Source organism: Actinacidiphila epipremni, from assembly GCF_012034175.1.
Lineage (GTDB): Bacteria > Actinomycetota > Actinomycetes > Streptomycetales > Streptomycetaceae > Actinacidiphila > Actinacidiphila epipremni.
Genome location: NZ_JAATEJ010000003.1, coordinates 1 through 24,249, shown reverse-complemented (window position 1 = coordinate 24,249; position 24,249 = coordinate 1). Strand labels below are relative to the sequence as shown.

Below are 24,249 nucleotides of genomic sequence, written 5' to 3'. Positions count from 1 at the left end.
GGGGCTCAGCCTGGTGAGGTCTCGGCGGCGCTCACCCGGCCGTCCGACACGGCGGCGGCCAGGGCACGGTGGTCGGCTTCGTTGCGGTCGGCGTACGCCTCGGCGAATTCGGCCAGGGCGCGGTCCAGGGAGTCGCCACCGCCCGCGTAGGCCGCCAGCGCGACCGGATCCCCGGAGCGGGCGTGCGCGCGGGCCAGGGACGCCCCGCAGACCCGCGCGAACAGCCGCAGCATCGTCGGCGACATGGACTCCGGCCGCGCGATGCCCTTCCAGTCGCGCAGCTGCCGTACGTAGAAGTCGCGGCGCTTCCCGTCGAAGCCGGTCACCCGCACCCAGCCGAGCAGGATGTCGCCCGCGGACTGCATGAGCCGCTGCCCGTACACCACGCGGCGCCCCTGGTTGCCGTGCGTGCCGCCCGCCGGGACGTACGGGGCGAGCACCGAGCGGCCGGCCTCCTTGGCCTGGAGGACCAGCGGGTCCTCGTCGTCGCGCCCGATCCCGAGGACGACCCAGCAGCGTGTGCCGACACTGCCGACGCCGACGACCTTGCGGGCCATGTCCACCACCTGGAAGCGGCGCAGCAGCAGCTGCCGCTCGGCCGGCAGGCTCTCGGCATAGCGGTGCAGCAATCCGTGCAGCAGGTCTTCGAGGTCGGCGCGCGGGCCGTCCGGCAGCAGGTCGCGCAACGGCGTGATCAGCGGCGGGTCGGGCACGAAGGCCCGCCGGCCGTCCGCCACACGGGTGAGTTTCCCGACCGCCTGCGCGGTGTCCCGGGTGCGCGCCTTGGCCAGCGCCTTGCCCGTGCGTTTGCGGATGTCCTTGTCGGGCCGGTCCTTGGGCAGCAGCTGCTCCAGTTGCGCGGTGTCGTCCTGCGCGTACCAGATGTCGAGCGTGCCCATGCCGGCCAGCAGCTGCATCCGCTCGCGGTACGCCTCGACCGCGCCGCGGACGATCGCGGCGCGCCGGGCGGCCTCGAAGCCGCGGGCGCGGGCGGCGATCTCCAGGCTGGTGGCGAGGCGTTTGAGGTCCCACTCGAAGGGGCCGGGCAGCGTCTCGTCGAAATCGTTGATGTCGAAGACCAGATGCCGCTCCGGCGAGGCCAGGAGCCGGAAGTTCAGCAGGTGCGCGTCGCCGCAAAGCTGCGCAATGAGCCCCGTGTCCGGCGCCGGGCCGAGATCGGCGGCCATGATCCCCGCCGCGCCGCGGTAGAAACGGAACGGCGACTCCAGCATGCGCCTGTAGCGGATCGGCACGAGCTCGGGCACCCGGTCGGCGGACTGCCGCTCCAGCAGCGCCACCGGGTCGAAACGGCCGGCCGGCGGGGCGAAGCGCGCCTGCGCCGAGCGCGGTATGCGCCGCCGTGCCGCCTTCCCGTGCGCCGCCCGCTCGGCGGGGCTGCGCCGCTCGACGGCAAGTGCCTCCGCGAGTACGGGGTCCTGGCTGTCGTGCCGCATGAGCCCACCGCCCTCCGGTGCCTCCATCCTGAACCCGCCGCGCCGGGGCCGCCACGCGAGAGCGGTGACGTACGGTGACGGGCGCCCGTGTCCACCGTTCGGTGGACCCGGATGTGGCCGTACGGGCGTTCCCGGCGTGCGGGAGCCGCGGGATCGTGGACCCATGACGGACGACGTGGTAAATGTCCGCGGGCTTCGCAAGAGGTACGGCGACGTGGACGCGGTGAACGGGGTGGATCTCGACATCCGGCGCGGTGAGGTGTTCGGGATCCTCGGGCCCAACGGGGCCGGCAAGAGCACGACGGTGGAGATCCTCCAGGGCCACCGCCGGCGGGACGGCGGCGACGTCACCGTCCTCGGGCAGGACCCGGGGCGGGCGAGCCGGGCCTGGCAGGCGCGGGTGGGGATCGTCTGGCAGGACGAGTCGGCCCCCGCGGAGCTGACGGTCGCCGAGACCGTACGGCATTTCGCCCGCTATTACCCCGCGCCGCGTGACCCGGACGAGGTCGTCGAACTGGTGGGCCTGACCGCGAAGGCGGACGCCCGCACCAAGGAGCTGTCCGGCGGGCAGCGGCGCCGCCTCGACGTGGCGCTCGGCGTCATCGGCGGGCCCGAACTGCTGCTGCTGGACGAGCCGACCACCGGCTTCGACCCGGCGGCCAGGCGGCAGTTCTGGTCGCTGATCCGGAGCCTGGCCGCCGAGGGCACGACGATCATCCTCACCACGCACTACCTGGAGGAGGCCGAAGCCCTCGCCGACCGCCTCGCGGTGATCGCCGCGGGCCGGGTCGTCGCCGAGGGCGCCCCGGCCTCGCTCGCCGGCCGCGCCCAGGCACGCGCGACCGTGCACTGGGCGGAGCCGGACGGCACCGCGCGCAGCGAGGAGACCGACACCCCGACCCGTACCGTCGCGGCGCTCGCCGCCCGTTTCGACGGCGAGATACCGGAGCTGCGGGTCACCCGCCCCACGCTGGAGGACGTCTACCTGCGGCTCATCGGACCGACACAGCTCACCGGACCGGAGGACAAGCGATGAGCGGGAGCACGGCCGCCGCGGCGGCGCAAAGAGCGGCCGGGGAGCGCAGCCCCGCGTCTGCCGCCCTGCCCGGGGCGTGGCGGCTGGGGCTGGCGCGCGGCGCGATGGAGATCAAGCTGTTCTTCCGGCAGCGCGAACAGGTGATCTTCACCTTCGCCTTCCCGATCGTCTTCCTGTTCCTCTTCGCCTCGATCTTCCACGACGACATGGCGCAGACCGGCTCCACGGCGTCGCAGTATTACGTGGCCTCGATGACCGCCGCCGGCATCATGTCCACGAGCTTCCAGTCGCTCGGCATATCGATCGCCATCGAGCGCGACGAGAAGGCGCTGCGCCGGCTGCGCGGCACACCGATGCCGCCGTCCGCGTACTTCCTCGGCAAGATATGGCTGGTGCTCGTCACCGGAGTGCTGGAGACGGCCGCGCTGCTCATCTTCGGTGCGACCGTCTACGACGTGGACCTACCCTCGGACGTCACCGGATGGCTGACCTTCGGGTGGATCTTCGTTCTGGGCATCACCGGGTGCGCACTGCTGGGCATCGCCATCAGCAGCGTCCCGAAGTCGGGCCGCAGCGCCACGTCGGTGGTCGTGCTGCCGTTCCTGGTGCTCCAGTTCATCTCGGGCGTGTACATCCTCGTCGACACCGTCCCGAACTGGATGCTGACGATCGGGTCGTTCTTCCCCCTGAAGTGGCTGTGCCAGGGCCTGCGCGGTGTCTTCCTCCCGGACGCGGCGGCGGCCCTGGAACCGGCGGGCAGCTGGGAGTACGGCCGTATCGCGCTGGTGCTCGGCGCGTGGTGCATCGGAGGATTGGTCCTGTGCCTGCTGACCTTCCGCTGGAAGAGCCGCAACGACGGCTGAGAGCGCCTGCGGGGGCCCGCGTGGACGAGGGGGCCACGCAGCCGCCCGCAGGGCGTCCTGCGGGCGCTGACGGGCTGTCAGGGGGCGCCTCCGAGGGCGGCGCCCCCGGCCGGCCCGCCCCCGCGCTCGCCGCCGGGAACGCCCGCGACGGGCACGTGTGGGAGCGCAGCTTCCTGCCCTGGGACGCCTACTTCGCGGTGGTGTGGCTCGGCACGGTCCTCTTCGCGCTCGCCGCCGAGAGTCCCGACCTGCGGGTACGGCTCGTCGCCGCGTGCCTGTTCTGCCTGCCCGTGCCGTGGTACGTGTGGGCCGGCCGCCCGCTGCTGGTCGACCCGGACCTCGCGGCGGGCGGCGACCGGGCCGCGGTGCGCTACCTCGCGGGCCAGATCCTGCTCTTCCTGCCGCCCGCCGCACTCGTCGGCGAGACGCGGCTGGCGACCTTCGCGCTCGTCCCGCAGTGCTTCATGCTGCTGCGGGTCCCGGGCGCGCTCGCCGCGGTGGCCGTCGTCAACATCACGCCGGTCGCCGCGTGGGCGGTGGTCTGGCGGCCCGCCGCGCACGACCTGTACTACAACTCCGTCTTCGGTGTCGTGTCGCTCGCCTTCTCCGCGGTCGTCGGCAGCTGGATCATCCGCGTCATCGAGCAGAGTTCGGAGCGGGCCGCGCTGGTCGCCGAACTGGAAGCCAGCCGCGGCGAAGTGGCCCGGCTGTCGGCCGAGCGCGGCGCGCTCGCCGAACGCGAACGGCTCTCCCGGGAGATCCACGACACCCTCGCGCAGGGCTTCACCAGCCTGGTGATGCTCGTCCAGGCGGTGGAGGGCGAGCTCGACGAGAACCCGGACCGGGCCCGCCGCCACCTGCAACTGATGGCCCGCACCGCCCGCGAGAACCTGGCCGAGGCCCGCGCCCTCGTCGCCGGCACCGCCCCCGCGGGCCTCGACGGCGCGACCCTTCCCGACGCCGTACGCCGCCTCGCCGCCCGGCACACCGAGCAGACCGGCGCCCCCGCGACCGTCGACGTCACCGGATCCGTCCGCGCCCTGCCCGCCGCCGTCGAGGTCGTCGCCCTGCGCACCTGCCAGGAGGCGCTGGCCAACGCCCGCCGCCACGCGGGCCACGGCGTCCCGGTGTCCCTCGGCCTGGCGTACGCGCCCGGCACCCTCGGCGTCACCGTCCACGACTCCGGGCGCGGCTTCGACCCCGCGGCGGCGCCGGGGACCGGCTACGGCCTGCCGGGCCTGCGCGCCCGGGCCGCGGAGCTGGGCGGCACGGCCAGGGTGGGCAGCGCGCGGGGGAAGGGCACGACGGTGCGGGTGACCCTGCCTCTTGCCGCGGCTGCGCCGGAGGGGCCGTCCGACGTGGCACAGGGCGCCGCCCGCGCCCGGCCTCTCGCTCCCGCCGAGGACGCCGACCCGAACGCCGATCCGAGGAGTGGCCCGTGATCCGCATCCTGCTCGCCGACGACCACCCCGTCGTCCGCGAGGGCCTGCGCGCGATGCTGGAGGCCGAGGCGGACCTGGAGGTCGTCGGCGAGGCGTCCAGCGGGCCGCAGGCCGAGGCGCAGGCGGCGGCCCTGACGCCCGACATCGTGCTGATGGACCTGCGCATGCCCGGGGGCGGCGGCGTCGACTCCATCGTGCGGATGACCGCGGCGGGGCTGCCCTGCCGGGTCATCGTCCTGACCACGTACGAGACGGACGGCGACATCCTGCGGGCGGTCGAGGCCGGGGCCGCGGGCTACCTGCTCAAGGACCTCGCCCGCGGCGAACTCGCCGACGCCGTCCGCGCCGCCGCCCGCGGCGAGACGGTGCTGGCCCCCACCGTCGCCGCCCGCCTCGTGGACCACCTGCGCGCCCGCCCCGAGCGCCCGCACCTGTCCGACCGCGAGACCGCCGTCCTCCGGCTGGTCGCCGAGGGCTGCACCAACGCCGAGATCGGCCGCCGCCTGTTCATCGGCGAGTCCACTGTCAAGACGCACCTGCTGCGCGCCTTCAGCAAACTCGGCGTCACCGACCGCACCGCCGCGGTCACCTCCGCCATGCGCCACGACCTCCTGTGACGCATAGGCCCTCAGTCCCCGGGCCGGGTGCCCCGTCAGGCCCGCCACGGTGGACGTGACCTCCGTGGCGCCGGCCGCGTCCAGCAGCCGGAAGAGGGCGAGCTGCCCAGGGCCCAAGGCGGGTGGCGAAAGCCCGCGAGCCGCCTCGTGGCGTCGGGCGACGAGGCGGCTCGCGGGAAGGGCGCGGCGGCTTACAGGCCGGTGTACAGCAGGTTGTCGGGGGAGCCCGGGGTCACGGAGAGCACGCCTGCCGTGGAGTTGTCCGCGACCCAGTCGCCGACCTCCTGCGTGCCGGCGTCCGGATGCGTCGCCTTGTACAGCAGCGCCACACCGGCCACGTGCGGACTGGCCATCGAGGTGCCGGACTCCGCGATGCTGCCGCCGCCGAGCTTGGCGGAGACGATGTCCTGACCGGGCGCGTAGATCGCCAGGCAGCGGCCGTAGTTGCTGAAGCTCGCCTGGACGTCGGAAGGCATCGTGGCACCGACGGTGAAGGCACCGTCCGCACCGGCCGGCGAGACGTCGCAGGCGTCCTCGGCGCTGTTGCCCGCGGCCACCACCGGCAGTACGCCCGCGTCGGCGACCGCCGTCACCGCGTCGTTGACGGCGGGGGAATATGCGCCGCCGAGCGAGGCGTTCATCACCGCCGGCTGCTGCGCGTTCTTCGCCACCCAGTCGAAGCCGGCGATCACCCCGGCCCAGCTGCCCGTGCCGTCGCAGTCCAGCACCCGCACACTGACCAGCTTCGCCTGCGGAGCGACGCCGAAGGTCGCGCCGCCCACCGTGCCGGCCACATGCGTGCCGTGGCCGTTGCAGTCCTGCCCGTCGCCGCCGTCGCCGATGGCGTCGAAGCCCGGCACCGCCCGCCCGCCGAACTCGCTGTGGCCGTAGTCGATGCCGGTGTCCACGATGTACGCGGTCGCGCCCGCGCCCTGGGAGGTCGTGTCGAACTGCCCGTCCAACGGCAGCTGCCGCTGGTCGATGCGGTCCAGGCCCCACGAGTTCGCCTTGACCCGGGCGCCGCCTGCTTCGACGCCGGGCGCGGCGGTGTCCGTGGTGTGGCCGACCAGGTCGAAGGCCGTCACCGGCGCGTTCTGCTCGACCGACTCCACGCCGGGCATCTTCCGGACCGCGTCCAATTGCGACGCCGTCAGCGAAATGGCGAAGCCGCGCAACGCGCTGTCGTAGGTGAAGAACGGTGCGACGCCGATCTGCTGGGCCGTCGACGCCGGGTCGAGCGACTTGTCCAGCGTGACGATGTACTGCCCGGCGATGGCGTCGCCATGGGTGTGCAGCGGGGCGAGCGTCGTCTGCGGCGTGGGAAGGGGGACGACGGCCACGGCAGGCGTGCCTGACGCGGCCAGCGGTGCGAGGACCAGGGCGGCGGCACAAAGGCCGCGCGCGAACAGGCGCATACGGGACTCCGGTGGGGGCGGTGACATTGCGTAGGGTCCCTACGATCGGACGGCCCCTCACCGGCCCCTCTCCGACACACGTACCGGCCCGGCCCGGACCAGCCGAATGGCCTGCGCATCCGGCGTATATTGCCCAGCCGCGCGGCCCGGGGGCTTATCGTTCCCGGTTTGGCCATGCCGCCGCGGCCAGCAGCAGATCCGTGCCGAGCGCGGTCAGGCTGTGATGGCTCGACCTGCCTGCGCGGCGGGTGGCCACCAGCCCCGCCCTGCGCAATACGCTCGCGTGCTCGCTCGCCGACGCGGGCGACAGGCCGACCCGGCGGGCGAGCTGCCCGGTCGTCACGCCGTCCGCGATGACTTCCAGCACCGCCGCCCTGCTGTGCCCGAGCAGTGCCGCGAGCCCGTCGTACGGCCCTGCGGCTGCGCCGTTCGGCGTGGCAATAAGTGGGGCCCCGGCGCTGTCCGGCGGGACTTCGTAATAGAGCGTCGGCTGCTCCTCGTCCGGGTCGCACGGCACGTATCCGCTGAACGCGCCCGGGGCGAGGACGAGCCCTCGGCCGCCGAGGTGGTAGTCGTACTCGCTCCGCGCCGTCGTCCGCACCTCCAGCACCGGGGGCCGCCAGCGAAAGCGCGGGCCGAGGCCGTCCAGTACGCGCTCGATGCCGCCGTCGCCCAACTGCTTGGTCCGGGCCGCCCGGTCGGCGGCCAGCAGCGCGGTGAGACCGCGCCAGTACGGGGCCACGGCGACGCGGTGGTAGTCGCGTACGGCCGAGGCCAGCCGCGCGGCGGTCGCCGGGTCGCCGGCGGCGAGGTCGCGGGCCCAGCCGGGCAGCGGGCGGTGCCGGCCCACGTACTCCAGGTCGGCGCGCAGCTCCCCTGGCGGGGTGCCCATCAGCCGCTCCAGCTCGTCCTCCAGCGTCTCCAGGCCGACGTGCGGGCGCAGGAAGCGCGGCACGGGGTGCGCGGGGTCGGAGGGCGCGAGCTGCGCGAAATACCCCGGCCGCGGCGGCTTCCCGCCCGGCCCCGGGGCTGCCGCGGCGCCGGCCCGCGGCGCGGTGAGGCCGGCCCGCACGAGCCGGCGCCAGCCGTCGAGTCCGGGCGGGGGGACGCGCTGGGCCAGCCTGAAGGCGCTGAAAGTGGTGACCGCCAGCGGGCTGGGCCGGCCGGCGAGCCGCGTACGGGCCAGGTCGGTCAGGGTGAAGTGGATACGCACGGACTTCCCCCTTTTGCTTCGGTCAGGGCCGAAACGTGTCGCCGTCGCCCTCGGCACCCGGCACCGTGGGTGCGGTGTGCGGGGCGCCTTTCCGAGCGTACGGGGAGCGCGCGGGCGCCGCGCACACCGGACGACGGGTCAGGCGGGCGGCACGGAACGGGAGGACGGGACATGAACGCACGGCGTCAGGCCACGGCGTGGCACATGGCGACGGCTCGGCACATGGCGGCGGTTCGGCACATGGCGGCGGATCGGCGAACGGGCGTGGACGGCTCGGCACATGGTGCCGCCGGACGTCCCGCCCGCCCGATCCGCGGCCGGGCGGCGGGCGCGGCGCTCGCGGCGGGAACGCTGGCCGCCGCGGTCCTCGCGGTGCCGGCCCAGGCCCAGGCCGCACCCGCCGCCCCGGAGACGCCGGCCCAGGTGCCAGCCCACGCGCGGGGCCTGCGGGGCCCGGTCGTCGAGCACCCGGTGCAGCAGCCCTTCGACTACCCCGCGGGAGAGGTCTGCGCCTTCCCCGCCCACGCCGAATTCCCGGTCAGCGACCTTACGACGCGCACCTGGACGGACGCGGCGGCCACACCGGTCTTCGCGATCGAGAGCGGCCCGCTGGTCATGAAGGTCACCAACCTGGCCAACGGCAAGACTGTCGTCCGCGACATCTCCGGCACCGGCGTGATCACCTATCCCGACCCGGACTCGTACATCCTCAGCGGCAACGACTGGTCCGCCGGCTTCCACACCACCGACCGGCCCGTCCACAACCGGTGGATCGTGGCGAGCACGTTCATGTCCGTCGAGATCACCACGGTGGACGGCACGACCAGCCGCAAGCTGCTGGCGCTGGACGGGCCGTACGAGGACATCTGCGCGACGCTGTCCTGACGCGGCCGTATGCCGCGGGGCGGCCCTTCCGCGGGGGAGCGGGGCCGCCCCGCGGTGGGGCGCTGCTACCCCTTCGTACGGGCCTCGATCGCGTGCAGGACGGAGACCATGTCGCCGTCGCCGTGGCCCATTGCCACGGTTTCGGTGAAGAGCGCGTGGCAGACGTCCAGCAGCGGCGAGGCGAGGCCCGCCTCGCGGGCGGCGGCGGCGATGAGCCGGTTGTTCTTCAGCACGTCCACCGCGCCGGCCTGGACGGCGAAGTCGCGGTCGCGCAGCTTGGGCGCCTTCATGCGGGAGACCGCGCTGGCCATGGGCCCCGCGTCGAGGACGGCGAGGAAGCGGTCGCGGTCCAGGCCGTGCCGGTCAGCGAAGTGGTACGCCTCGGTGAGCCCGGTGACCATGGTGATGAGGAAGAGGTTCACCGCCAGCTTGGTCAGCAGGGCGTTCGGCACCGGGCCGCAGTCGAAGGCCTCGTGGCACATGGGTGCCAGCAGCGGCCGGACGCCGTCCACCGCCGGCTGCTCACCGGCGAGCATCGCCACCAGCCGCCCGGCCTGCGCGGGCGCCCGCGACCCGGACACCGGCGCCTCCACGTAGCGCCCGCCCGCCGCCAGGACGTCCGCCTCCAGGCTGCGCGAATAGCCGGGTGACGTGGTGCCCATGTGCACGACCGTCCGCCCCCGTATGTGTGCGGCAAAGCCGGCGGTGCCGCGTCCGAGCGTGGCGTCGACCGCCGCGCCGTCCGCGAGCATCAGGAAGACGGTCCCGCAGGTACGCAGCACCTCGGCGGGCGTCTCCGCGACGACTGCGCCGGCCTTCCGCAGCGGCACGCACTTGTCCGCGGACCTGTTCCACACCACGAGCGGCGTGCCCTCCGCCGGGCTCTTCTGCCGCTCCCGCAGCAGATTGAGCGCCATGGGCTGCCCCATGACGCCGAGCCCGAGGAAGCCAACTCCTTGTCCCTGCATGGTCGGCGGGTCCTTTCCGGCGCGACGCCAGGTTTCCGGGCAGGCCGCGCGATCGGCTTGCGGCCTATGACGGCCGTCATAATACTGGGGGTTATGACGACTGTCATAGGGCCCTCCGCTGAGGCCGTCCCGCCCGCCCCGCGGCCCGGCACCACGGGGCCGGCAGCGCGCTGGGACGTCGCCGCCGTCCGCCCCGGTGACGGCCCGGCCCTGCGCGCCCTGTTCGCCGCCTGCTCACCCGAGACGGTCCGGCTGCGCTTCTTCGGCCGGGTCCGCGCCCTGCCCGCGGAATACCTGGCGGACGTCCTCGCCGCCTGCCCCGCCCGGCACGACGCCGTGGTCGCGTACGCGCGCGGCACCCCGCGGGAGCGGCTCGCCGGGCTCGCCAGCCTCGGCCAGGTCACGGACGACAGCCCGGCCGAACTGGGCGTCCTGGTCGCCGACGCCTGGCAGCGGCAGGGCGCCGGGCGGGCGATGCTCGACCTGCTGCTCACCCGGGCCCACGCCCGCGGCGTCCGGCGCGTCACCGCCTGCGTACTGCCCGGCCGCTCCACGCTGCTCGGCGCCCTCGGACGGCACCTGGAACCGGAGCACCTGGCGCACACCTCCGACGGGCCGCGCGGCGTCTATAAGCTGGACCGACCCTGAGGAGGCCGGTGATGACCGCACCCCGCGCACCCCGCACCCACGGCCCGCGGGAGCGTATGGTCTTCGCCGCGGCCCAGCTCATCCGGCGCGACGGCGTCGGCGCCACCGGCATGCGCGAGATCGCCGCCCGCGCCGAGGCCCCCCGCGGCTCCCTCCAGCACTACTTCCCCGGCGGCAAAGAGCAGGTCGTCAACGAGGCCGTGGCATGGGCCGGCCGCTACGCCGGCAGGCGCGTCGACCGCTACCTGGCCGAGCTGACGGAGTCCGCCGCGCGGGCGGAAGGCGGCCGACCCACCCCCGGCGCCCTTTTCGCCGCGATGGCCCAGCAGTGGATCGACGAGTTCGAGGCCGCCGGCTTCACCACCGGATGCCCGGTCGCCGCCGCCACCGTCGACTCCACCGCCTCCACCCCCTCCGCGCGCGAAGCCACCGCCGCCGCCTTCACCGCCTGGACGACCCCGCTGACCGCGGCCCTGACCTCCCTGCGCGTCCCGGCCACCCGCGCGCCCGCCCTGGCCACCTTGATGATCTCGGCCCTGGAGGGCGCGATCCTGATGTGCCGGGCCCACCAGTCGACCGCCCCGCTGACCACGGTCACGACGGAACTGGCCCCGCTGCTGGACGCCGCCGCCGTGTCCTGACGGCCGGCGTCGCCGGGGCGTACGCACGGGGCTGCCGCCCCCCGCGCTCCCCGCTCGCGCCCGCCCGCGGACCTGCTTAGGCTCCGATTGGGCGGGCACCCGCCACGGCACACGCTCCTGCGCCCGTCGCGAGCGAGATTGCGAGGCCCGACCAGATGTCGAACACCATCGTCGTCGGAGTCGACGGCTCGACGCCCTCCCTGCAAGCCCTGCGCTGGGCCGGCCGGCAGGCCGAGCTGACCGGGGCCCGGATCGTGGCGGTCATCGCCTGGGAGCTGCCCGGCGGCTTCGGCTGGGCGGGCATCCCGGGCCTCCCGCAGGACCTGGACCTGGAGGAGCCGGCCGCCGAGGCGCTCGCGGAGGCCGTCAAGGAGGCGCTGCCGCCGGCGCAGGCCGAGAACACCGAGCAGGTCGTCGTCCTGGGCAACCCGGCCGAGGCACTCCTTGAGCGCGCGGACGAGGAGGAGGCGGAGCTGATCGTGGTCGGCGTGCGCGGCTACGGCACGTTCCGCCGCACGCTGCTGGGGTCGGTGAGCCACACCGTGACCGTCCAGGCGACATGCCCGGTGGTCGTGGTGCGCGGGATCACCGACGTCCCCGGGGCGGGCGCGGGCGAGGCCGGCGACGACTCCCAGTGATCGTCACATGATCCTTTGATCGGCGCAGCTCAACGGCCCGGTGGGGTCTTGGCGGGGTCATGGCGGGAGTTATCCACAGGCTGTGACGACAGCCGCCCGCGGGGCGTGCTCGGCGGAGCATGATGGGGGCATGAACGAGACGACCGGATCCGCCAGCGGGTCCGCACCCGCATCCGACCCGGCCCCCGCCGTGTCCGCGCCGCCCGCCGCGGCGGCCCCGCCTTCCCCTCACGCGCGCCGGGAGCCCCCCGGCCCGCTTCCGGACTGGGAGAAGCGGTATCGCGCGCCGCGCGTGGGCCTGCCGGAGTGGGCGGAGGACGCCCCGGACCGAAATCTGTACGTCTCGGACGCGACCGGCACGTTCGAGCTGTACGCATGGGATCGCGCGACGGGCGAGCGCCGCCAGGTCACCGACCGGCCCAACGGGACGACGGAGGGCACGCTCAGCCGGGACGGCGAGTGGGTGTGGTGGTTCTCCGACACCGACGGGGACGAGTTCGGCGTGTGGATGCGCCAGCCGTTCGGCGGCGGCGAGGACGTACCGGCCGCCCCGGGCCTGGCCCCCTCCTATCCCGCGGGCATCGCGCTCGGCGTCGGCGGCTTCGCGGTCGTCGGCCGCTCGACGGACGACGAGGGCACGACCGTCCACGTCGTGCCGCCGGACGGCACGCAGCCCTACGAGATCTACCGGCACGAGGAGTCCGCCGGCGTCGGCGACCTCTCCGAGGACGGCACGCTCGTGGTGATCGAGCACACCGAGCACGGCGACGCGATGCACAGCGCCCTGCGGGTGCTGCGGGTCGCGGACGGCTCGCTGGTCGCCGAGCTCGACGACACCCACGGCGGACGCCGCGAGCTGGGCCTGGACAGCTGGGGCTTCGCCCCCCTGCCGGGCGACCCGCGGCTGCTGGTCGGCCACCAGCGCTCCGACCGCTGGCTGCCGCTGATCTGGGACGTCATGAGCGGCGAGCAGATCCTGCCGGAGATAGACCTGCCCGGTGACGTGCAGGCCGAGTGGTATCCGGACGGCAGCGCGCTGCTCCTGGTGCACGACTTCCACGCTCGTAGCGAACTGTTCCGCTACGACCTGGCGGAGGGCACGCTGACCGCGCTGGAGACCCCGCGCGGCTCGGTCGGCGGCGCCACCTCCCGGCCGGACGGCACGGTGGAGTATCTGTGGTCCTCGGCCGAGCGGCCCCCGGCGGTGCGTTCCACCACCGGCGCGGTCGTGCTGGAGGCCCCCGGCCTGCGGGCGCCGGACTCGGTGCCGGTGGAGGACGTGTGGGTGGAGGGCCCCGGCGGAAAGATCCACGCCCTGGTCCAGCGGCCCCCCACCGCCGGCCCGGACGCGGGACCGCTGCCCACGGTCTTCGAGCTGCACGGCGGCCCGACGTGGCACGAGTCGGACTCCTTCGCGGCCGGCCCCGCCGCCTGGCTGGACCACGGCTTCGCGGTGGTCCGGGTCAACTACCGCGGCTCGACGGGGTACGGCCGGGAGTGGACGGACGCGCTCAAGCACCGGGTCGGCCTGATCGAGCTGGAGGACATAGCCGCGGTCCGCGCATGGGCGGTCGCGTCGGGCCTGGCCGACCCGGCGCGGCTGGTGCTCACCGGCGGTTCATGGGGCGGCTATCTGACGCTGCTGGGCCTCGGCACCCAGCCCGGCGACTGGGCGGTCGGCATCGCGGCGGTGCCGGTCGCCGACTACCCGACGGCGTACGCCGACGAGATGGAGGCACTGAAGTCCCTGGACCGCACGCTCTTCGGCGGCTCCCCCGAGGAGGTGCCCGAGCGCTACCGGGCGTCGTCGCCGCTGACGTACGTGGCGGAGGTCACCGCCCCGGTCTACATCAGCGCGGGGACGAACGACCCGCGCTGCCCGATACGCCAGATCGACAACTACGTGGAGCGGCTGCGGGAGTTGGACAAGCCGCATGAGGTGTACCGCTACGACGCGGGCCACGGCTCGCTCGTCGTGGAGGAGCGCATCAAGCAGGTCCGGCTGGAGCTGGCCTTCGCGCTACGCCACGTGGGCGGCTGACCCGGCGGCCGACTCGGACTCCGGCTCCGGCCCGGTGGCGGGGCCCGCGGTCGCGCCGGCAGCGGCGTCGGCTGCCGCGTCACCGGGTCCCTGCGGGGGCAGCAGGCCGAGCGCGGCGTCGGACCGCGCCTCGGCCTCCCGGCGGGCCAGCCGGAAGTACATGAAGACGACGAAGCCGGCGAAGACGAACCACTGCCCGGTGTAGCCGAGGTTCTGGAAGGCCTTCAGGTCCAGACCGCTGTTCGGCGGCGCCACCGGGGGGACCGGCTTCATGGGCGCGACGGCCTCGGTCGTGGTGATCCAGCCGTTGTAGACCGGATAGGGAAGGAGGTTGACCAGGGAGGCGGCACTGATGATCCCGAGCTGCCCGGTGGGCAGCGCCCCGGGCGCGGTGGGCACGCCGTTGTCGCCCGCGGACTCCTCGTACTGCAGCGCACCGGTGACGGTGACCTCGCCGGCCGGCGCGGGTGGTACCGCGGCGGCGCGGGCGGCGGCACCCGCCGGCACCGTACCCGGCAGCCAGCCGCGTACGACCGGCAGCGCGGCACCGTCGGCGAGTCGCAGCGGGGTGAGGACGTAGTAGCCGTCGTGGCCGTCGAGACGGCGGTCGGGGACGAGCAGTTGGCGGGCGGAGTCGTAGTGCCCGGTCGCGGTGACCCGGCGCCCCGAGCCGTCGGAGGGGACCTGTGCCTTGCTGTCGGGCAGGAATCCGGCCAGCGGCACCGGTGCCTGCTCGGCGGCGGTGGCCTCGGTGTGCTTGGCGGCCTTGTGCTCGTCCACCCGGCTCTCGAACCGGCTCAGCTGCCACGTGCCCATGAAGACGCAGACGCCGACCGCGAGCAGCACGAACACGCCGACCAGCAGCCAGCGCGGGGTGAGCAGAAACCGGTACACACCCCCACGGTACGGGGCCGCCGCGGGGGCCCGGCCTCCGGGGGCCCGCTCGCGGGCGCGCTGCCGGTGCACTGCCGGTGCGCTCGGGGCGGGTTCCCGGTGGACTAGGAGGTCGAGCCCGCGGTCATCGGGTCCGCGGGGATCGGGGAGGTGGTGTAGACGGTGCCGGCGCAGGCGCCCTGGAGGGTCGGGCCGACGATCAGCGGGGCGCCGGCGGCCGGGGTGTGGGTGAGCGAGATGGCCGCGGGCTGCACCGTGCCGGAGGACGGACCGCCGGGCGGGCCGCCCGGGGGGCTGTCCGGCGCCATCGGGTTCTCGGCGGCGGAGGTGCCGCCGGGGGCGGGTACGCCGGTGTCGGTCGGGGTGGGCGTCGCGCTCGGGGTGGTCGGCGGGGTGGTGGGCGGCGGACAGCCCCCCGGCCCGGTGGCGGCGGGCACCCAGGCGAAGGCGACCTCGTAGGTCTGCCCCGGGGCGAGGATCAGCGGCTCGTCGTCCGGCGGGGTGGGCAGCCCGGAGGCCGGATCGCCGGCGGTGTGGTTGACGACGCTGATCTGCGAGGGGTCGGCCGGGCCCTCCGCGATGACGTCCACCGTGCCCGGGCCCGGCGGCACGGCGCAGGGGGAGGCCGAGACGTTGGCGACGCGGAACCAGCCGTAGACGCGGCCCGCGCCGTCCGGCACCCCGGCGTTGCTGCTGCCCCTGCCGAGCTGGGAGCTGGAGCACGCCGGAGCGGCCTGCGGCGGGAGGACGCCGGGGCTGGTGGGCAGGGCGGACGGGTCGTCGCCGCCCTGGGCGGCGCTGTGCTGGCCGGAGCCGTCGTCGTCCTGGCCGTCACGGTCCTGGCCGGGGTCGCCGGTGGCGCCCCAGGAGTCCATCCGGCCGTCCTCGTCCGGGTGGGCGGCATGGGTGCCGGCCATGCCCGCGGGTGCGGCGGCGGCGCTGCCGCGGGTGTTCGCGGCGTGCACGAGGGCGGGTACCGCGGCGCCGAAGAGCAGCAGCGCGGCGACGCTGCCGGCCAGCGCCTGCCGCCGGTGCTGGCGCCGGGCCGGCACGGCGCGCCGCAGCTGGTCCAGGGCTTCCGGGGCGGGGCTCAGGCCGCTGACGGCCGCGTGGAAGAGGTCGCGCAGCGCCTCCTCCTGGGCGGACTCGTCGAGTTCGGCGTACGCCGCCGGCCCGGCGGTCCGGGCCGTCCCGGTGCGGTCGGCCGGCGTCGGGGCTTCGCCGCTGCCGGCCGTGCCTGCGTGCCCGGCCGGCAGCGAGGGCTCGGCGGGCTGGGCGGGCTCGGCGGGGTCGCCGGTTCCGGCGCCGGTGGCCGGCTGCGCGGCTTCGGCGCCGTCCGCCGGGCTCGGGGCCCCGGTGCGGTCGGCCGGCTCGGTGGCGGCGGGGGAGGAGTGCGGGTTCATGGGCGTGGGTGTGGGCGAAGGGGCGGGGGTGGAGCCGGGGTGCGGGGTGTGCGGGGAGTTGTCGCGGGCGTCGGGCGAGGTCATGCCGGGGCCTCCATCGCGACCCGCAGCGCGGCGATGCCCCGCGAGCCGTAGGCCTTCACCGAGCCGAGCGAGATGCCGAGCGTCTCGGCGACCTGCGCCTCGGTCATGTCGGCGAAGTAGCGCAGCACCAGCACCTCGCGCTGCCGGCGCTGGAGTGTGCGCAGCGCGGCCTTGAGCTGGTCGCGCTCCAGCAGCTCGTACGCGCCCTCCTCCGCGCTCGCCATGTCGGGCATGGGCTTGGAGAGGAGTTTCAGGCCGAGGATGCGGCGGCGCAGGGCGGATCGGGAGAGGTTGACCACCGTCTGCCGGAGGTAGGCCAGCGTCTTCTCCGGGTCACGGACCCGGCTGCGGGCGGAGTGCACCCGTATGAAGGCCTCCTGCACGACGTCCTCGCACGAGGCGGTGTCGTCGAGCAGCAGGGCGGCCAGCCCCAGCAGGGCGCGGTAGTGCGCCCGGTAGGTCTCGGTGAGCAGGTCGACCGTGGTGCCGACGGCCATCGCGGGATCAGTTTCCTCGCGTCCGGCGCCGGTGGAGGCGGAGGTGGCGGAGGTTGCGGCGGTGTCCGACGCGGGCTTGACCCGGGCCACCGGCCAGGGCGCGATCACCGGCAGCCCGCCGTAGGGCGCACGAGCCGGGCGGCTCGGCGCGGCCGGGCGTGCCGGACGTACGGGTACGGGTGCGATCGCCGCGCCCCGCCCGAGTGCCGTATCGATAGCCAGTGCCTCCGCCACGCCAGTTGGACACGCATCCCCCCGTCAGGGTTGTACGCGCAAGGCACCGCGCCCGACGGAGCGTCATATATCTCCATGCGCACCAACTCTTCCCTCAGTGCCCGAATTGCACCGACAGCCCCCGTTCGCATTCGGTGTGTGCAGCACCCCGGACAGCACCCGGCGGCGCGCTGACACAAAGACGCTCCCCCGTGGCAGGCGGTTGCGGCCACGGGGGAGCAAATTCTTCAGGCTTGCGTCGGCGGTTTCAAGTGGTCCAGACCAAAAAGCGACCGGATTCGGTCACATTCGCCCCTGTTCGCCGGAAATCCGCCCCTAGCCGGTCGCCATCTGGTCGCCATCCGGCCGCCATCCGGTCACCGGCCGGTCGGCCACCGGTCGGCCACCGGCCGTCGAACCGTCAGCGCCCGGTGCCGCCGTAGACGACGGCCTCGTCGCTGTCGCTGTCCAGGCCGAACGCCGAGTGCACCGCCTGCACCGCCGAGTTCACGTCGTCGGCCCGGGTGACGACCGAGATGCGGATCTCGGAGGTCGAGATGAGCTCGATGTTGACCCCGGCGTTCGACAGCGCCTCGAAGAATGTCGCCGTGACGCCCGGGTTGGTCTTCATCCCGGCCCCGACCAGCGAGATCTTGCCGATCTGGTCGTCGTAACGCAGCGAGTCGAAGCCGATCACGGTCTGCGCCCGCGACAGCGCCTCCATCGCCTTGTGCCCCTCGGACTTCGGCAGCGTGAAGGAGATGTCGGTCAGCGCGGTGGCCGCGGCCGACACGTTCTGCACGATCATGTCGATGTTGATCTCGGCGTCCGCGACGGCCCGGAAGATCGTCGCCGCCTCGCCCGGCTTGTCCGGCACGCCGACGACGGTGATCTTCGCCTCCGACGTGTCGTGCGAGACACCGGAGATGATCGCCTGCTCCACGGGACTGCCTCCTTGCGAACCTTGCGATACGTGGTCCCGCGACGCCAGGCTCGCGGGCCGTTCACTGCTGACCCAGGTGCCCGGGAGCCCGGAGAACGACGAGCGCACATGGATCGGGATGTTGTAGCGCCGCGCGTACTCCACACAGCGGTGCAGCAGCACCTTCGAGCCGGAGCTGGCCAGCTCCAGCATGTCCTCAAAGGCGATCCAGTCCATCTTGCGGGCCTTCTTCACCACCCGCGGGTCCGCGGTGAAGACGCCGTCGACGTCGGTGTAGATCTCGCACACCTCGGCGTCCAGCGCCGCCGCGAGCGCGACCGCCGTGGTGTCCGAACCGCCGCGGCCCAGCGTGGTGATGTCCTTCTTGTCCTGCGAGACACCCTGGAAGCCGGCGACGATCGCGATGTTGCCCTCGTCGAGCGCGGTACGGATCCGGCCCGGCGTGACGTCGATGATGCGCGCCTTGTTGTGCACCGAGTCGGTGATCACACCCGCCTGGCTGCCGGTGAACGACTGCGCTTCGTGGCCGAGGTTTTTGATCGCCATCGCCAGCAGCGCCATGGAGATCCGCTCTCCTGCGGTCAGCAGCATGTCGAACTCGCGGCCCGCCGGGATGGGCGAGACCTGCTCCGCGAGATCGATGAGCTCGTCCGTCGTGTCGCCCATCGCGGACACCACGACGACGACCTGATGGCCGCGCTTCTTGGTGTCCACGATCCGCCGGGCGACCCGCTTGATGCCTTCGGCATCGGCGACGGAGGAGCCGCCGTACTTCTGCACGACAAGGCCCACGTGCGCTCCTCGCTCAGGGGTGAATCGGTCGGCCCAGTCTAACGAGCAGGCCCGATTCGCCCGGAACGTATCGCATGGTGAGATGTGCCGCTCAGAGAATGATCACGCCCCGGGTCCCGTCCGTATGCCCGGACGTTGACCGTACGCCGCCGTACGACCCGGCGCGCCCGCCCGTCACTGGGCCGGGCGCAGCCCCATCGTGCCGAGTTCGGCCTCCATGACCCGGCCGGCCTCCTCCGCGAGCTCGTCCTCGTCGTCCGCCTGGCCGTCGGTGTCCAGGCCGTCCAGCTCGTCGAGCGGGCTGTCCAGCCGTACGTGCGCCACCAGCGACTGCAGCGCCCGCAGGCTCGCGCTCGCCGTCGAGCCCCAGTTGGACAGGTACGAGAACTGCCACCACCACAGCGCCTCCGACACCCGCCCGGCGCGGAAGTGCGTCAGCCCGTGCGTGAGGTCGGCCACCACGTCGGCCATGTCGTCCGAGATCCGGCACGCCACCGGCGTCGACCGGGGCACGTACGGGTCGAAGACCTCGGAGTAGACGTCGATCGGCTCCAGCAGCGTCGCGAGCCGCTGCCGCAGGTCGTCCTCGTCGGGCTCGGGGCCGGCGTCGGGCTCGTAGCGCTCGTCCGGTACGAAGTCCTCGTGCGCCCCGAGCCGCCCGCCGGCCAGCAGCAGCTGCGAGACCTCCAGCAGCAGGTACGGCACCGCGCTGTCCGGGTCGTCGCCCTTGGCCACCTCGCGGACCGAGAGGATGAAGCTCTCGATCTGGTCGGCGACCTGGACGGCGAAGGCGTCCGGCTCCGGCTCGCGCGCCACCGGCTGCACCACGGGCCCGCCGGGTCCGCCGGCACCGCCTTGCCCGCCGGTATTGCCGCCGGCGGGCGCCGCAGGCCCGTCCTCGCCCTTGTTCACCACGGTCTCAGACATCGAGCAACCGCCTCCCTTCGAAGGCCCGCCCCAGCGTGACCTCGTCCGCGTACTCCAAGTCGCCGCCCACCGGCAGCCCGCTGGCCAGCCGAGTCACCCGCAGGCCCATCGGCTTGACCGTCCGGGCGAGATACGTCGCCGTCGCCTCGCCCTCCAGATTCGGGTCGGTGGCGATGATCAGCTCGGTGACGGTGTCGTCGGCGAGCCTGCGCAGCAGTTCCGCTATCCGCAGATCGTCCGGGCCGACTCCGTCGATCGGGCTGATCGCCCCTCCCAGCACGTGGTACTTCCCGCGAAACTCGCGGGTACGCTCGATCGCGACCACGTCCTTGGGCTCCTCGACCACGCAGATCACCGCCGGGTCGCGGCGCGGATCGCGGCACACCCGGCACAGCTCGTCCTGCGCGACGTTCCCGCACAGCTGGCAGAAGCGCACCTTCGCCTTGACCTCGGCCAGCGCGTGCGCGAGGCGCCGCACGTCGGCGGGGTCGGCCTGCAGGATGTGGAAGGCGATGCGCTGCGCGCTCTTGGGACCCACGCCGGGCAGCCTGCCCAGTTCGTCGATCAGGTCCTGAACCACGCCTTCGTACACGCCGGCTCGCCTTCCAGGGGGTTAGGGGGTGGGGGTCTTGGGTCTTGGGTGGAGCTCGCTCGGGGCTCTTCTTGTCTTGGACTCCGGGCCCGCGCCTCGGGTTCCGGGCCTGAGCCTGGGGCCTGGGGCCTGGTGCTCGGGCCTGGGCTTCGGCCTCGGGGCCGGTGCTTTGGCCAGGGCTTCGGCTAGGACTCCGGTCCCGGCTTCGGGTCCGAGGTTCACGGACCCCGCAGGCAGCCCCGGGACCCGGGCCGTCGGCTCAGAAGAGGCCCGGGAGCCCGCCGCCCAGCCCCTGCGCGAGCGGGCCGAGCTTGCGCTGCTGGACCTCCTGCGCGGCGTCCGTCGCGTTGTGCACGGCGGCGACGACCAGGTCGGCCAGCGTCTCGGTGTCCTCCGGGTCGACCGCCTTGGGGTCGATCACCAGCGCCTTGAGCTCGCCGGCGCCCGACACCGTCGCCGTCACCAGCCCGCCGCCCGCGGAGCCCTCGACCATCGTCTGGGCGAGCTCCTGCTGGGCCGCGGCCAGGTCCTCCTGCATCTTCTGCGCCTGCTGGAGCAGCGCCTGCATATTCGGCTGACCACCGCCGGGAATCATGGTTCGCTCCTGCCTCGCGTCTACCGCGTGCCTCACGCCGCCGGACGTGCTCCGGCCGCCGCGCCGTCGTCGCCACCACCGCCGTCGGCTTCGACGCCGGCGCTGACTTCGTACCGATTCGATCGTCTCGCACCATGCCGTCCGTGACACGCCGAGCCTACGTGCTCGCCCGGCGCCGCGCCCTACGCCGTACGGAGGATCACGCGGCGGTGGTATCCGCCGGGAGTAGCCCCTGCCTGTGCCGTACGGAGTACGGGGCCGCGGCTGCCCGCAACGCCGCAGGTCACGCGGGTCAGGACGGAGGCAGCCGGGACCGGCCGGGCGCAGCCGGGGTCACTCGTGCGGGATCTCCTCGATCACGGTGGCGCCGAGCTCGCGGATGAACAGGTCGTGACCACTGAGTGCGGAGTCGACGAGGTCGGGGTCGTCGTCCTCGGGGATGTCCTCCTCAAGCGGCGGCGGCTCGTCCATGGCGACGCGCTGGCGGGGCGGCATCGCGTCCCCGCCGGGTCCTGCGGAGGGACCGCCGTAACCGCCGGGTCCGGGGTTGCCGGGTCCGCCGGGTCCGCCGGGTGCGCCAGGGGCGCCGGGTCCGCCGCCGTAGCCGGGGCTCGCGGGCGCGCCGGGCCCGCCGGGGGTGGGCCCGGACGTGGCGCCGCCGCCGAGGCCGCCGGGCCTGCCGGGTCCGCCCGCGCCGCCGGGCCCGCCGCCCCCGCCGGGCGTACCGCCCTGGGCCCCGCCGTAGCCGCCGGCTCCGCCACCGCCGGGGCCACCCGCACCCGCGGGGACGCCACCGGGTGCACCGCCGGGCCCGTCGCCGCTGCTCCCGCCGGGCACGGCCGTACGGGCGGCCGTCTGCACGGAGCCGTACGCGTCCGGCCCGCCGCCCTGCCCGTACGCCTGCGCGCCGCCGGCCCCCTGCGCTCCCGTGCCCGGCCGGGGCGCCCCGCCCCCGCCGAAGCCGCCGTTCCCGCCGCCGCCGGAGGCACCACCGCCGTACCCCCCGGCGCTGCCGCCCCCGCCCCCGCCTCCACCCGACGGGTCGACGATGGCCTCGATGCGCCACTGCACGCCCAGCGCGTCATTGAGCGCCTGCTTCAGTACGTCCTCGCTGCCGTTGTTGGCGAAGCTGTTACGGGCGCCGGGGTTGTCGAAGCCGATCTGCAAGGTGTCCCCGTCGAAGCCGGAGACCTGGGCGTTGTTGAACAGCAGCATCCACGTCAGCCGCCGCCGGCTCTTGACGGCGTCCAGGATCCGCGGCCACATCTGCCGTACCCACGAGGCGTCCGCCCCGCCGCCCTGCCCCCCCGCCTGCGACGGAGCACCCCCCGAGGGGGCAGGCGCCGGAGCGGCGGGAGCAGCCGGCGCGGCAGTGGGCCAGGCGCCCGGCTTGCCGCCTGCCGCCGGGGCGGCGGGAGGAGCGGCCGGCGGAGTGGGGGCGGCGGGGGGAACGGGGGCAGGAGGCCGACCGACCGGAGCGGCCCCCACGGGCGGCCCGGACGCGACCGGCGGAACGGAGGGGCCAGCCCCCCCGGAGTGAACGGGCCCCACGGAAGGACCAGCCCCGCCCGCAGGAACCGAGGAAACCGAGGGACCGGGCCCCGAAGCGACAGGCCCCATCCGCTCCAGCCGGTCGAGCCGCGCCTGCAACGAGCGCTCGTCCCCGTAAGCGGCGGGAAGCAGCACCCGGGCGCAGATCAGCTCCAGCTGCAGACGGGGCGACGTCGCCCCCCGCATCTCCGTCAACCCGGCATTGACGATGTCGGCGGCGCGGCTCAGCTCCGCGGCCCCGAAGACCGACGCCTGCGCCTGCATGCGCTCCAGGACGTCCCGGGGAGCGTCGATGAGCCCCTTCTCGGCGGCGTCCGGCACGGCCGCGAGGATGACCAGGTCACGCAGCCGCTCCAGCAGGTCGGCGACGAACCGCCGCGGGTCGTGCCCGCCCTCGACGACCCGGTCGACCATCTGGAAGACCGCGGCCCCGTCCCCCGCGGCGAACCCGTCGACGACGTCGTCGAGCAGCGTCGCGTCCGTGTACCCGAGCAGCGCGGTGGCCATGGCATACGTCACACCGTCCGCGCCGGCCCCGGCGAGGAGCTGGTCCATGACGGACATCGAGTCCCGCACCGACCCGGCCCCGGCCCGTACGACCAGCGGGTAGACCCCGTCCTCGACGGCGATGTCCTCCCGCGCGCACACCTCGGCGAGGTGGTCGCGCAGGGTGCCGGGCGGCACGAGCCGGAACGGGTAGTGGTGCGTACGGGACCGGATCGTCCCGATGACCTTCTCCGGCTCGGTGGTCGCGAAGATGAACTTCAGGTGCTCCGGGGGCTCCTCGACGACCTTGAGCAGCGCGTTGAAGCCGGCCGAGGTGACCATGTGGGCTTCGTCGATGATGTAGATCTTGTACCGGCTGCCGGCCGGCCCGAAGAACGCCTTTTCCCGCAGGTCACGGGCATCATCGACACCACCGTGCGAGGCGGCGTCGATCTCGATGACGTCGATCGACCCCGGCCCGTTCCTGGCGAGGTCCCGGCACGACTGGCACACCCCGCACGGAGTGGGCGTCGGCCCCTGCTCGCAGTTCAGGCAGCGGGCGAGAATCCGCGCACTGGTGGTCTTCCCGCACCCCCGCGGCCCGCTGAACAGGTACGCATGGTTGACCCGGTTGTTCCGCAGCGCCTGCTGCAAGGGGTCAGTGACATGCTCCTGCCCGATGACCTCGGCGAAGGTCTCGGGACGATAGCGGCGATACAGAGCAAGCGACACACCACGAGCCTATCCGGGCCCACCGACACCCGACCCCCACCCAACGCAAAGACCCCCCACGCACCCGCCAGAGCCCACCTACCCTTGCTGCCTTCCGGCCCTGGGGGAGTTCAGCGAGATAGCGCCACGTGAGGGGCTACGCCCACCCTACCCGATCCCCCACCCCCGAACGAGTTCGCTCCCACCCCCCTCCGTCTTGTACAGTCCCCCACGGAGGATTCGCCTAGAGGCCTAGGGCGCACGCTTGGAAAGCGTGTTGGGGGCAACCCCTCACGAGTTCGAATCTCGTATCCTCCGCACCCGCCCACCAGGGCAGACGAAGGCCCCGACCGCTCAGCGGTCGGGGCCCTCGCCGTTGCATGCTTGCAGTTTTGGTTGCGTTTGGTGCCGGAGCCAGCTGGCCTGGCCTGCGCATCTGTCGCCGTAGCGTCGCTGCGACTCGCAGGAAGGGCATCACGCACCGAACTGTGTAGCTGCGGGAATAGGCACCCGCTGCCGTGCGTGTCAATCTTCTGACTACCTCGCCCAGGGCATGCCTCACATGGAGCTGCATGCGCCGCGCTGCACTCCCGTTTCGGGGCGTAACGTCCTCTCTGGGTATCCGGAGTAGAAGCGGGCGGGCAGCATGAGCGGGACAGGCGGTGGACAGAGCGGCGGGAGGATCCCGCCCAGCGTCCGC

General features: G+C 74.1%; 21 protein-coding genes, 1 tRNA gene and 1 other RNA gene. 10 read left to right on the top strand and 13 right to left on the bottom strand.

Going from position 1 to position 24,249, the window contains the following annotated elements; all coding sequences use genetic code 11:
* Nucleotides 1-5 precede the first annotated feature (5 nt).
* Complete coding sequence (locus HCN08_RS05260) at nucleotides 6-1,454, bottom strand: DUF2252 domain-containing protein (RefSeq protein WP_167981704.1); 1,449 nt, start codon at nucleotides 1,452-1,454, stop codon at nucleotides 6-8.
* 163 nt (nucleotides 1,455-1,617) lie between these two features.
* On the opposite strand from HCN08_RS05260, the gene HCN08_RS05255 reads away from it, so the two are divergent.
* The 4 genes from HCN08_RS05255 to HCN08_RS05240 all read left to right on the top strand — a co-directional run bounded on the left by HCN08_RS05255 (nucleotide 1,618) and on the right by HCN08_RS05240 (nucleotide 5,412).
* Nucleotides 1,618-2,490, top strand: a complete 873-nt coding sequence (locus tag HCN08_RS05255) for an ABC transporter ATP-binding protein (RefSeq protein WP_167981703.1) — start codon at nucleotides 1,618-1,620, stop codon at nucleotides 2,488-2,490.
* 104 nt (nucleotides 2,491-2,594) lie between these two features.
* Nucleotides 2,595-3,353, top strand: a complete 759-nt coding sequence (locus HCN08_RS05250; RefSeq protein ID WP_240969820.1) for an ABC transporter permease — start codon at nucleotides 2,595-2,597, stop codon at nucleotides 3,351-3,353.
* A 155-nt stretch (nucleotides 3,354-3,508) separates the two neighbouring features.
* Nucleotides 3,509-4,795 (top strand): sensor histidine kinase, encoded by a 1,287-nt coding sequence (locus tag HCN08_RS05245; protein WP_322974276.1) that lies wholly within the window; start codon nucleotides 3,509-3,511, stop codon nucleotides 4,793-4,795.
* Entirely contained in the window at nucleotides 4,792-5,412 is a 621-nt protein-coding gene (locus tag HCN08_RS05240; protein ID WP_167981701.1) for a response regulator, read from the top strand. Before HCN08_RS05245 ends, HCN08_RS05240 begins: the two co-directional genes overlap by 4 nt.
* 191 nt (nucleotides 5,413-5,603) lie before the next feature.
* Here HCN08_RS05240 and HCN08_RS05235 read toward each other — a convergent pair whose 3' ends face one another.
* The gene (locus HCN08_RS05235) at nucleotides 5,604-6,827 is read right to left on the bottom strand and encodes a S8 family peptidase (protein WP_167981700.1); all 1,224 of its coding nucleotides are present in this window, start codon (nucleotides 6,825-6,827) and stop codon (nucleotides 5,604-5,606) included.
* A 154-nt stretch (nucleotides 6,828-6,981) separates the two neighbouring features.
* Nucleotides 6,982-8,040: an ArsR/SmtB family transcription factor gene (locus HCN08_RS05230; protein WP_167981699.1), complete on the bottom strand. Its 1,059-nt coding sequence runs from the start codon at nucleotides 8,038-8,040 to the stop codon at nucleotides 6,982-6,984.
* A gap of 171 nt (nucleotides 8,041-8,211) precedes the next feature.
* On the opposite strand from HCN08_RS05230, the gene HCN08_RS05225 reads away from it, so the two are divergent.
* Nucleotides 8,212-8,925: a hypothetical protein gene (locus HCN08_RS05225; protein ID WP_167981698.1), complete on the top strand. Its 714-nt coding sequence runs from the start codon at nucleotides 8,212-8,214 to the stop codon at nucleotides 8,923-8,925.
* A 65-nt stretch (nucleotides 8,926-8,990) separates the two neighbouring features.
* Here HCN08_RS05225 and HCN08_RS05220 read toward each other — a convergent pair whose 3' ends face one another.
* Nucleotides 8,991-9,893, bottom strand: a complete 903-nt coding sequence (locus tag HCN08_RS05220) for an NAD(P)-dependent oxidoreductase (RefSeq protein WP_167981697.1) — start codon at nucleotides 9,891-9,893, stop codon at nucleotides 8,991-8,993.
* 93 nt (nucleotides 9,894-9,986) lie between these two features.
* Here HCN08_RS05220 and HCN08_RS05215 point away from each other — a divergent pair, with 93 nt between their 5' ends.
* The 4 genes from HCN08_RS05215 to HCN08_RS05200 all read left to right on the top strand — a co-directional run bounded on the left by HCN08_RS05215 (nucleotide 9,987) and on the right by HCN08_RS05200 (nucleotide 13,861).
* Entirely contained in the window at nucleotides 9,987-10,541 is a 555-nt protein-coding gene (locus tag HCN08_RS05215; RefSeq protein WP_167981696.1) for a GNAT family N-acetyltransferase, read from the top strand.
* Between the two features lie 11 nt (nucleotides 10,542-10,552).
* Complete coding sequence (locus HCN08_RS05210) at nucleotides 10,553-11,182, top strand: TetR/AcrR family transcriptional regulator (RefSeq protein ID WP_240969795.1); 630 nt, start codon at nucleotides 10,553-10,555, stop codon at nucleotides 11,180-11,182.
* 155 nt (nucleotides 11,183-11,337) lie between these two features.
* On the top strand, nucleotides 11,338-11,820 hold the full coding sequence (locus tag HCN08_RS05205) for a universal stress protein (RefSeq protein ID WP_167981695.1): 483 nt from the start codon (nucleotides 11,338-11,340) through the stop codon (nucleotides 11,818-11,820).
* A gap of 130 nt (nucleotides 11,821-11,950) precedes the next feature.
* Nucleotides 11,951-13,861: a S9 family peptidase gene (locus tag HCN08_RS05200; RefSeq protein WP_167981694.1), complete on the top strand. Its 1,911-nt coding sequence runs from the start codon at nucleotides 11,951-11,953 to the stop codon at nucleotides 13,859-13,861.
* Here HCN08_RS05200 and HCN08_RS05195 read toward each other — a convergent pair.
* The 9 genes from HCN08_RS05195 to ffs form a co-directional block, all read right to left on the bottom strand.
* The gene (locus HCN08_RS05195) at nucleotides 13,841-14,755 is read right to left on the bottom strand and encodes an SURF1 family protein (protein ID WP_167981693.1); all 915 of its coding nucleotides are present in this window, start codon (nucleotides 14,753-14,755) and stop codon (nucleotides 13,841-13,843) included. The two genes, HCN08_RS05200 and HCN08_RS05195, sit on opposite strands and share 21 nt — an antisense overlap.
* 104 nt (nucleotides 14,756-14,859) lie before the next feature.
* The gene (locus tag HCN08_RS05190; protein ID WP_167981692.1) at nucleotides 14,860-16,242 is read right to left on the bottom strand and encodes a hypothetical protein; all 1,383 of its coding nucleotides are present in this window, start codon (nucleotides 16,240-16,242) and stop codon (nucleotides 14,860-14,862) included.
* Complete coding sequence (locus tag HCN08_RS05185) at nucleotides 16,239-16,973, bottom strand: SigE family RNA polymerase sigma factor (protein ID WP_167981691.1); 735 nt, start codon at nucleotides 16,971-16,973, stop codon at nucleotides 16,239-16,241. Before HCN08_RS05185 ends, HCN08_RS05190 begins: the two co-directional genes overlap by 4 nt.
* A 400-nt stretch (nucleotides 16,974-17,373) precedes the next feature.
* On the bottom strand, nucleotides 17,374-18,687 hold the full coding sequence (locus tag HCN08_RS05180) for an aspartate kinase (RefSeq protein WP_167981690.1): 1,314 nt from the start codon (nucleotides 18,685-18,687) through the stop codon (nucleotides 17,374-17,376).
* Nucleotides 18,688-18,861: 174 nt separating this feature from the next.
* Entirely contained in the window at nucleotides 18,862-19,614 is a 753-nt protein-coding gene (locus tag HCN08_RS05175; protein ID WP_167981689.1) for a DUF5063 domain-containing protein, read from the bottom strand.
* Nucleotides 19,607-20,206: a recombination mediator RecR gene (recR, locus tag HCN08_RS05170; protein ID WP_167981688.1), complete on the bottom strand. Its 600-nt coding sequence runs from the start codon at nucleotides 20,204-20,206 to the stop codon at nucleotides 19,607-19,609. The genes HCN08_RS05175 and recR overlap by 8 nt, the downstream gene beginning before the upstream one ends.
* A 259-nt stretch (nucleotides 20,207-20,465) precedes the next feature.
* On the bottom strand, nucleotides 20,466-20,801 hold the full coding sequence (locus HCN08_RS05165; RefSeq protein ID WP_167981687.1) for a YbaB/EbfC family nucleoid-associated protein: 336 nt from the start codon (nucleotides 20,799-20,801) through the stop codon (nucleotides 20,466-20,468).
* A 333-nt stretch (nucleotides 20,802-21,134) separates the two neighbouring features.
* The gene (locus tag HCN08_RS05160) at nucleotides 21,135-23,570 is read right to left on the bottom strand and encodes a DNA polymerase III subunit gamma and tau (protein WP_167981686.1); all 2,436 of its coding nucleotides are present in this window, start codon (nucleotides 23,568-23,570) and stop codon (nucleotides 21,135-21,137) included.
* 44 nt (nucleotides 23,571-23,614) lie between these two features.
* Nucleotides 23,615-23,711: signal recognition particle sRNA small type (gene ffs, locus HCN08_RS05155), an RNA gene on the bottom strand.
* Between the two features lie 71 nt (nucleotides 23,712-23,782).
* Between ffs and HCN08_RS05150 the strand changes: the two genes are divergently transcribed.
* A tRNA-Ser gene (locus HCN08_RS05150) sits at nucleotides 23,783-23,867 on the top strand.
* Nucleotides 23,868-24,249 lie beyond the last annotated feature (382 nt).

Bases quoted from the DNA above. Each gene is read 5' to 3' on its own strand.
- HCN08_RS05260 (WP_167981704.1), bottom strand. From the start codon at position 1,454: ATGCGGCACGACAGCCAGGACCCCGTACTCGCGGAGGCACTTGCCGTC.
- HCN08_RS05255 (WP_167981703.1), top strand. From the start codon at position 1,618: ATGACGGACGACGTGGTAAATGTCCGCGGGCTTCGCAAGAGGTACGGC.
- HCN08_RS05250 (WP_240969820.1), top strand. From the start codon at position 2,595: ATGGAGATCAAGCTGTTCTTCCGGCAGCGCGAACAGGTGATCTTCACC.
- HCN08_RS05235 (WP_167981700.1), bottom strand. From the start codon at position 6,827: ATGCGCCTGTTCGCGCGCGGCCTTTGTGCCGCCGCCCTGGTCCTCGCA.
- HCN08_RS05225 (WP_167981698.1), top strand. From the start codon at position 8,212: ATGAACGCACGGCGTCAGGCCACGGCGTGGCACATGGCGACGGCTCGG.
- HCN08_RS05220 (WP_167981697.1), bottom strand. From the start codon at position 9,893: ATGCAGGGACAAGGAGTTGGCTTCCTCGGGCTCGGCGTCATGGGGCAG.
- HCN08_RS05215 (WP_167981696.1), top strand. From the start codon at position 9,987: ATGACGACTGTCATAGGGCCCTCCGCTGAGGCCGTCCCGCCCGCCCCG.
- HCN08_RS05210 (WP_240969795.1), top strand. From the start codon at position 10,553: ATGACCGCACCCCGCGCACCCCGCACCCACGGCCCGCGGGAGCGTATG.
- HCN08_RS05205 (WP_167981695.1), top strand. From the start codon at position 11,338: ATGTCGAACACCATCGTCGTCGGAGTCGACGGCTCGACGCCCTCCCTG.
- HCN08_RS05200 (WP_167981694.1), top strand. From the start codon at position 11,951: ATGAACGAGACGACCGGATCCGCCAGCGGGTCCGCACCCGCATCCGAC.
- HCN08_RS05190 (WP_167981692.1), bottom strand. From the start codon at position 16,242: ATGACCTCGCCCGACGCCCGCGACAACTCCCCGCACACCCCGCACCCC.
- HCN08_RS05175 (WP_167981689.1), bottom strand. From the start codon at position 19,614: ATGTCTGAGACCGTGGTGAACAAGGGCGAGGACGGGCCTGCGGCGCCC.
- HCN08_RS05165 (WP_167981687.1), bottom strand. From the start codon at position 20,801: ATGATTCCCGGCGGTGGTCAGCCGAATATGCAGGCGCTGCTCCAGCAG.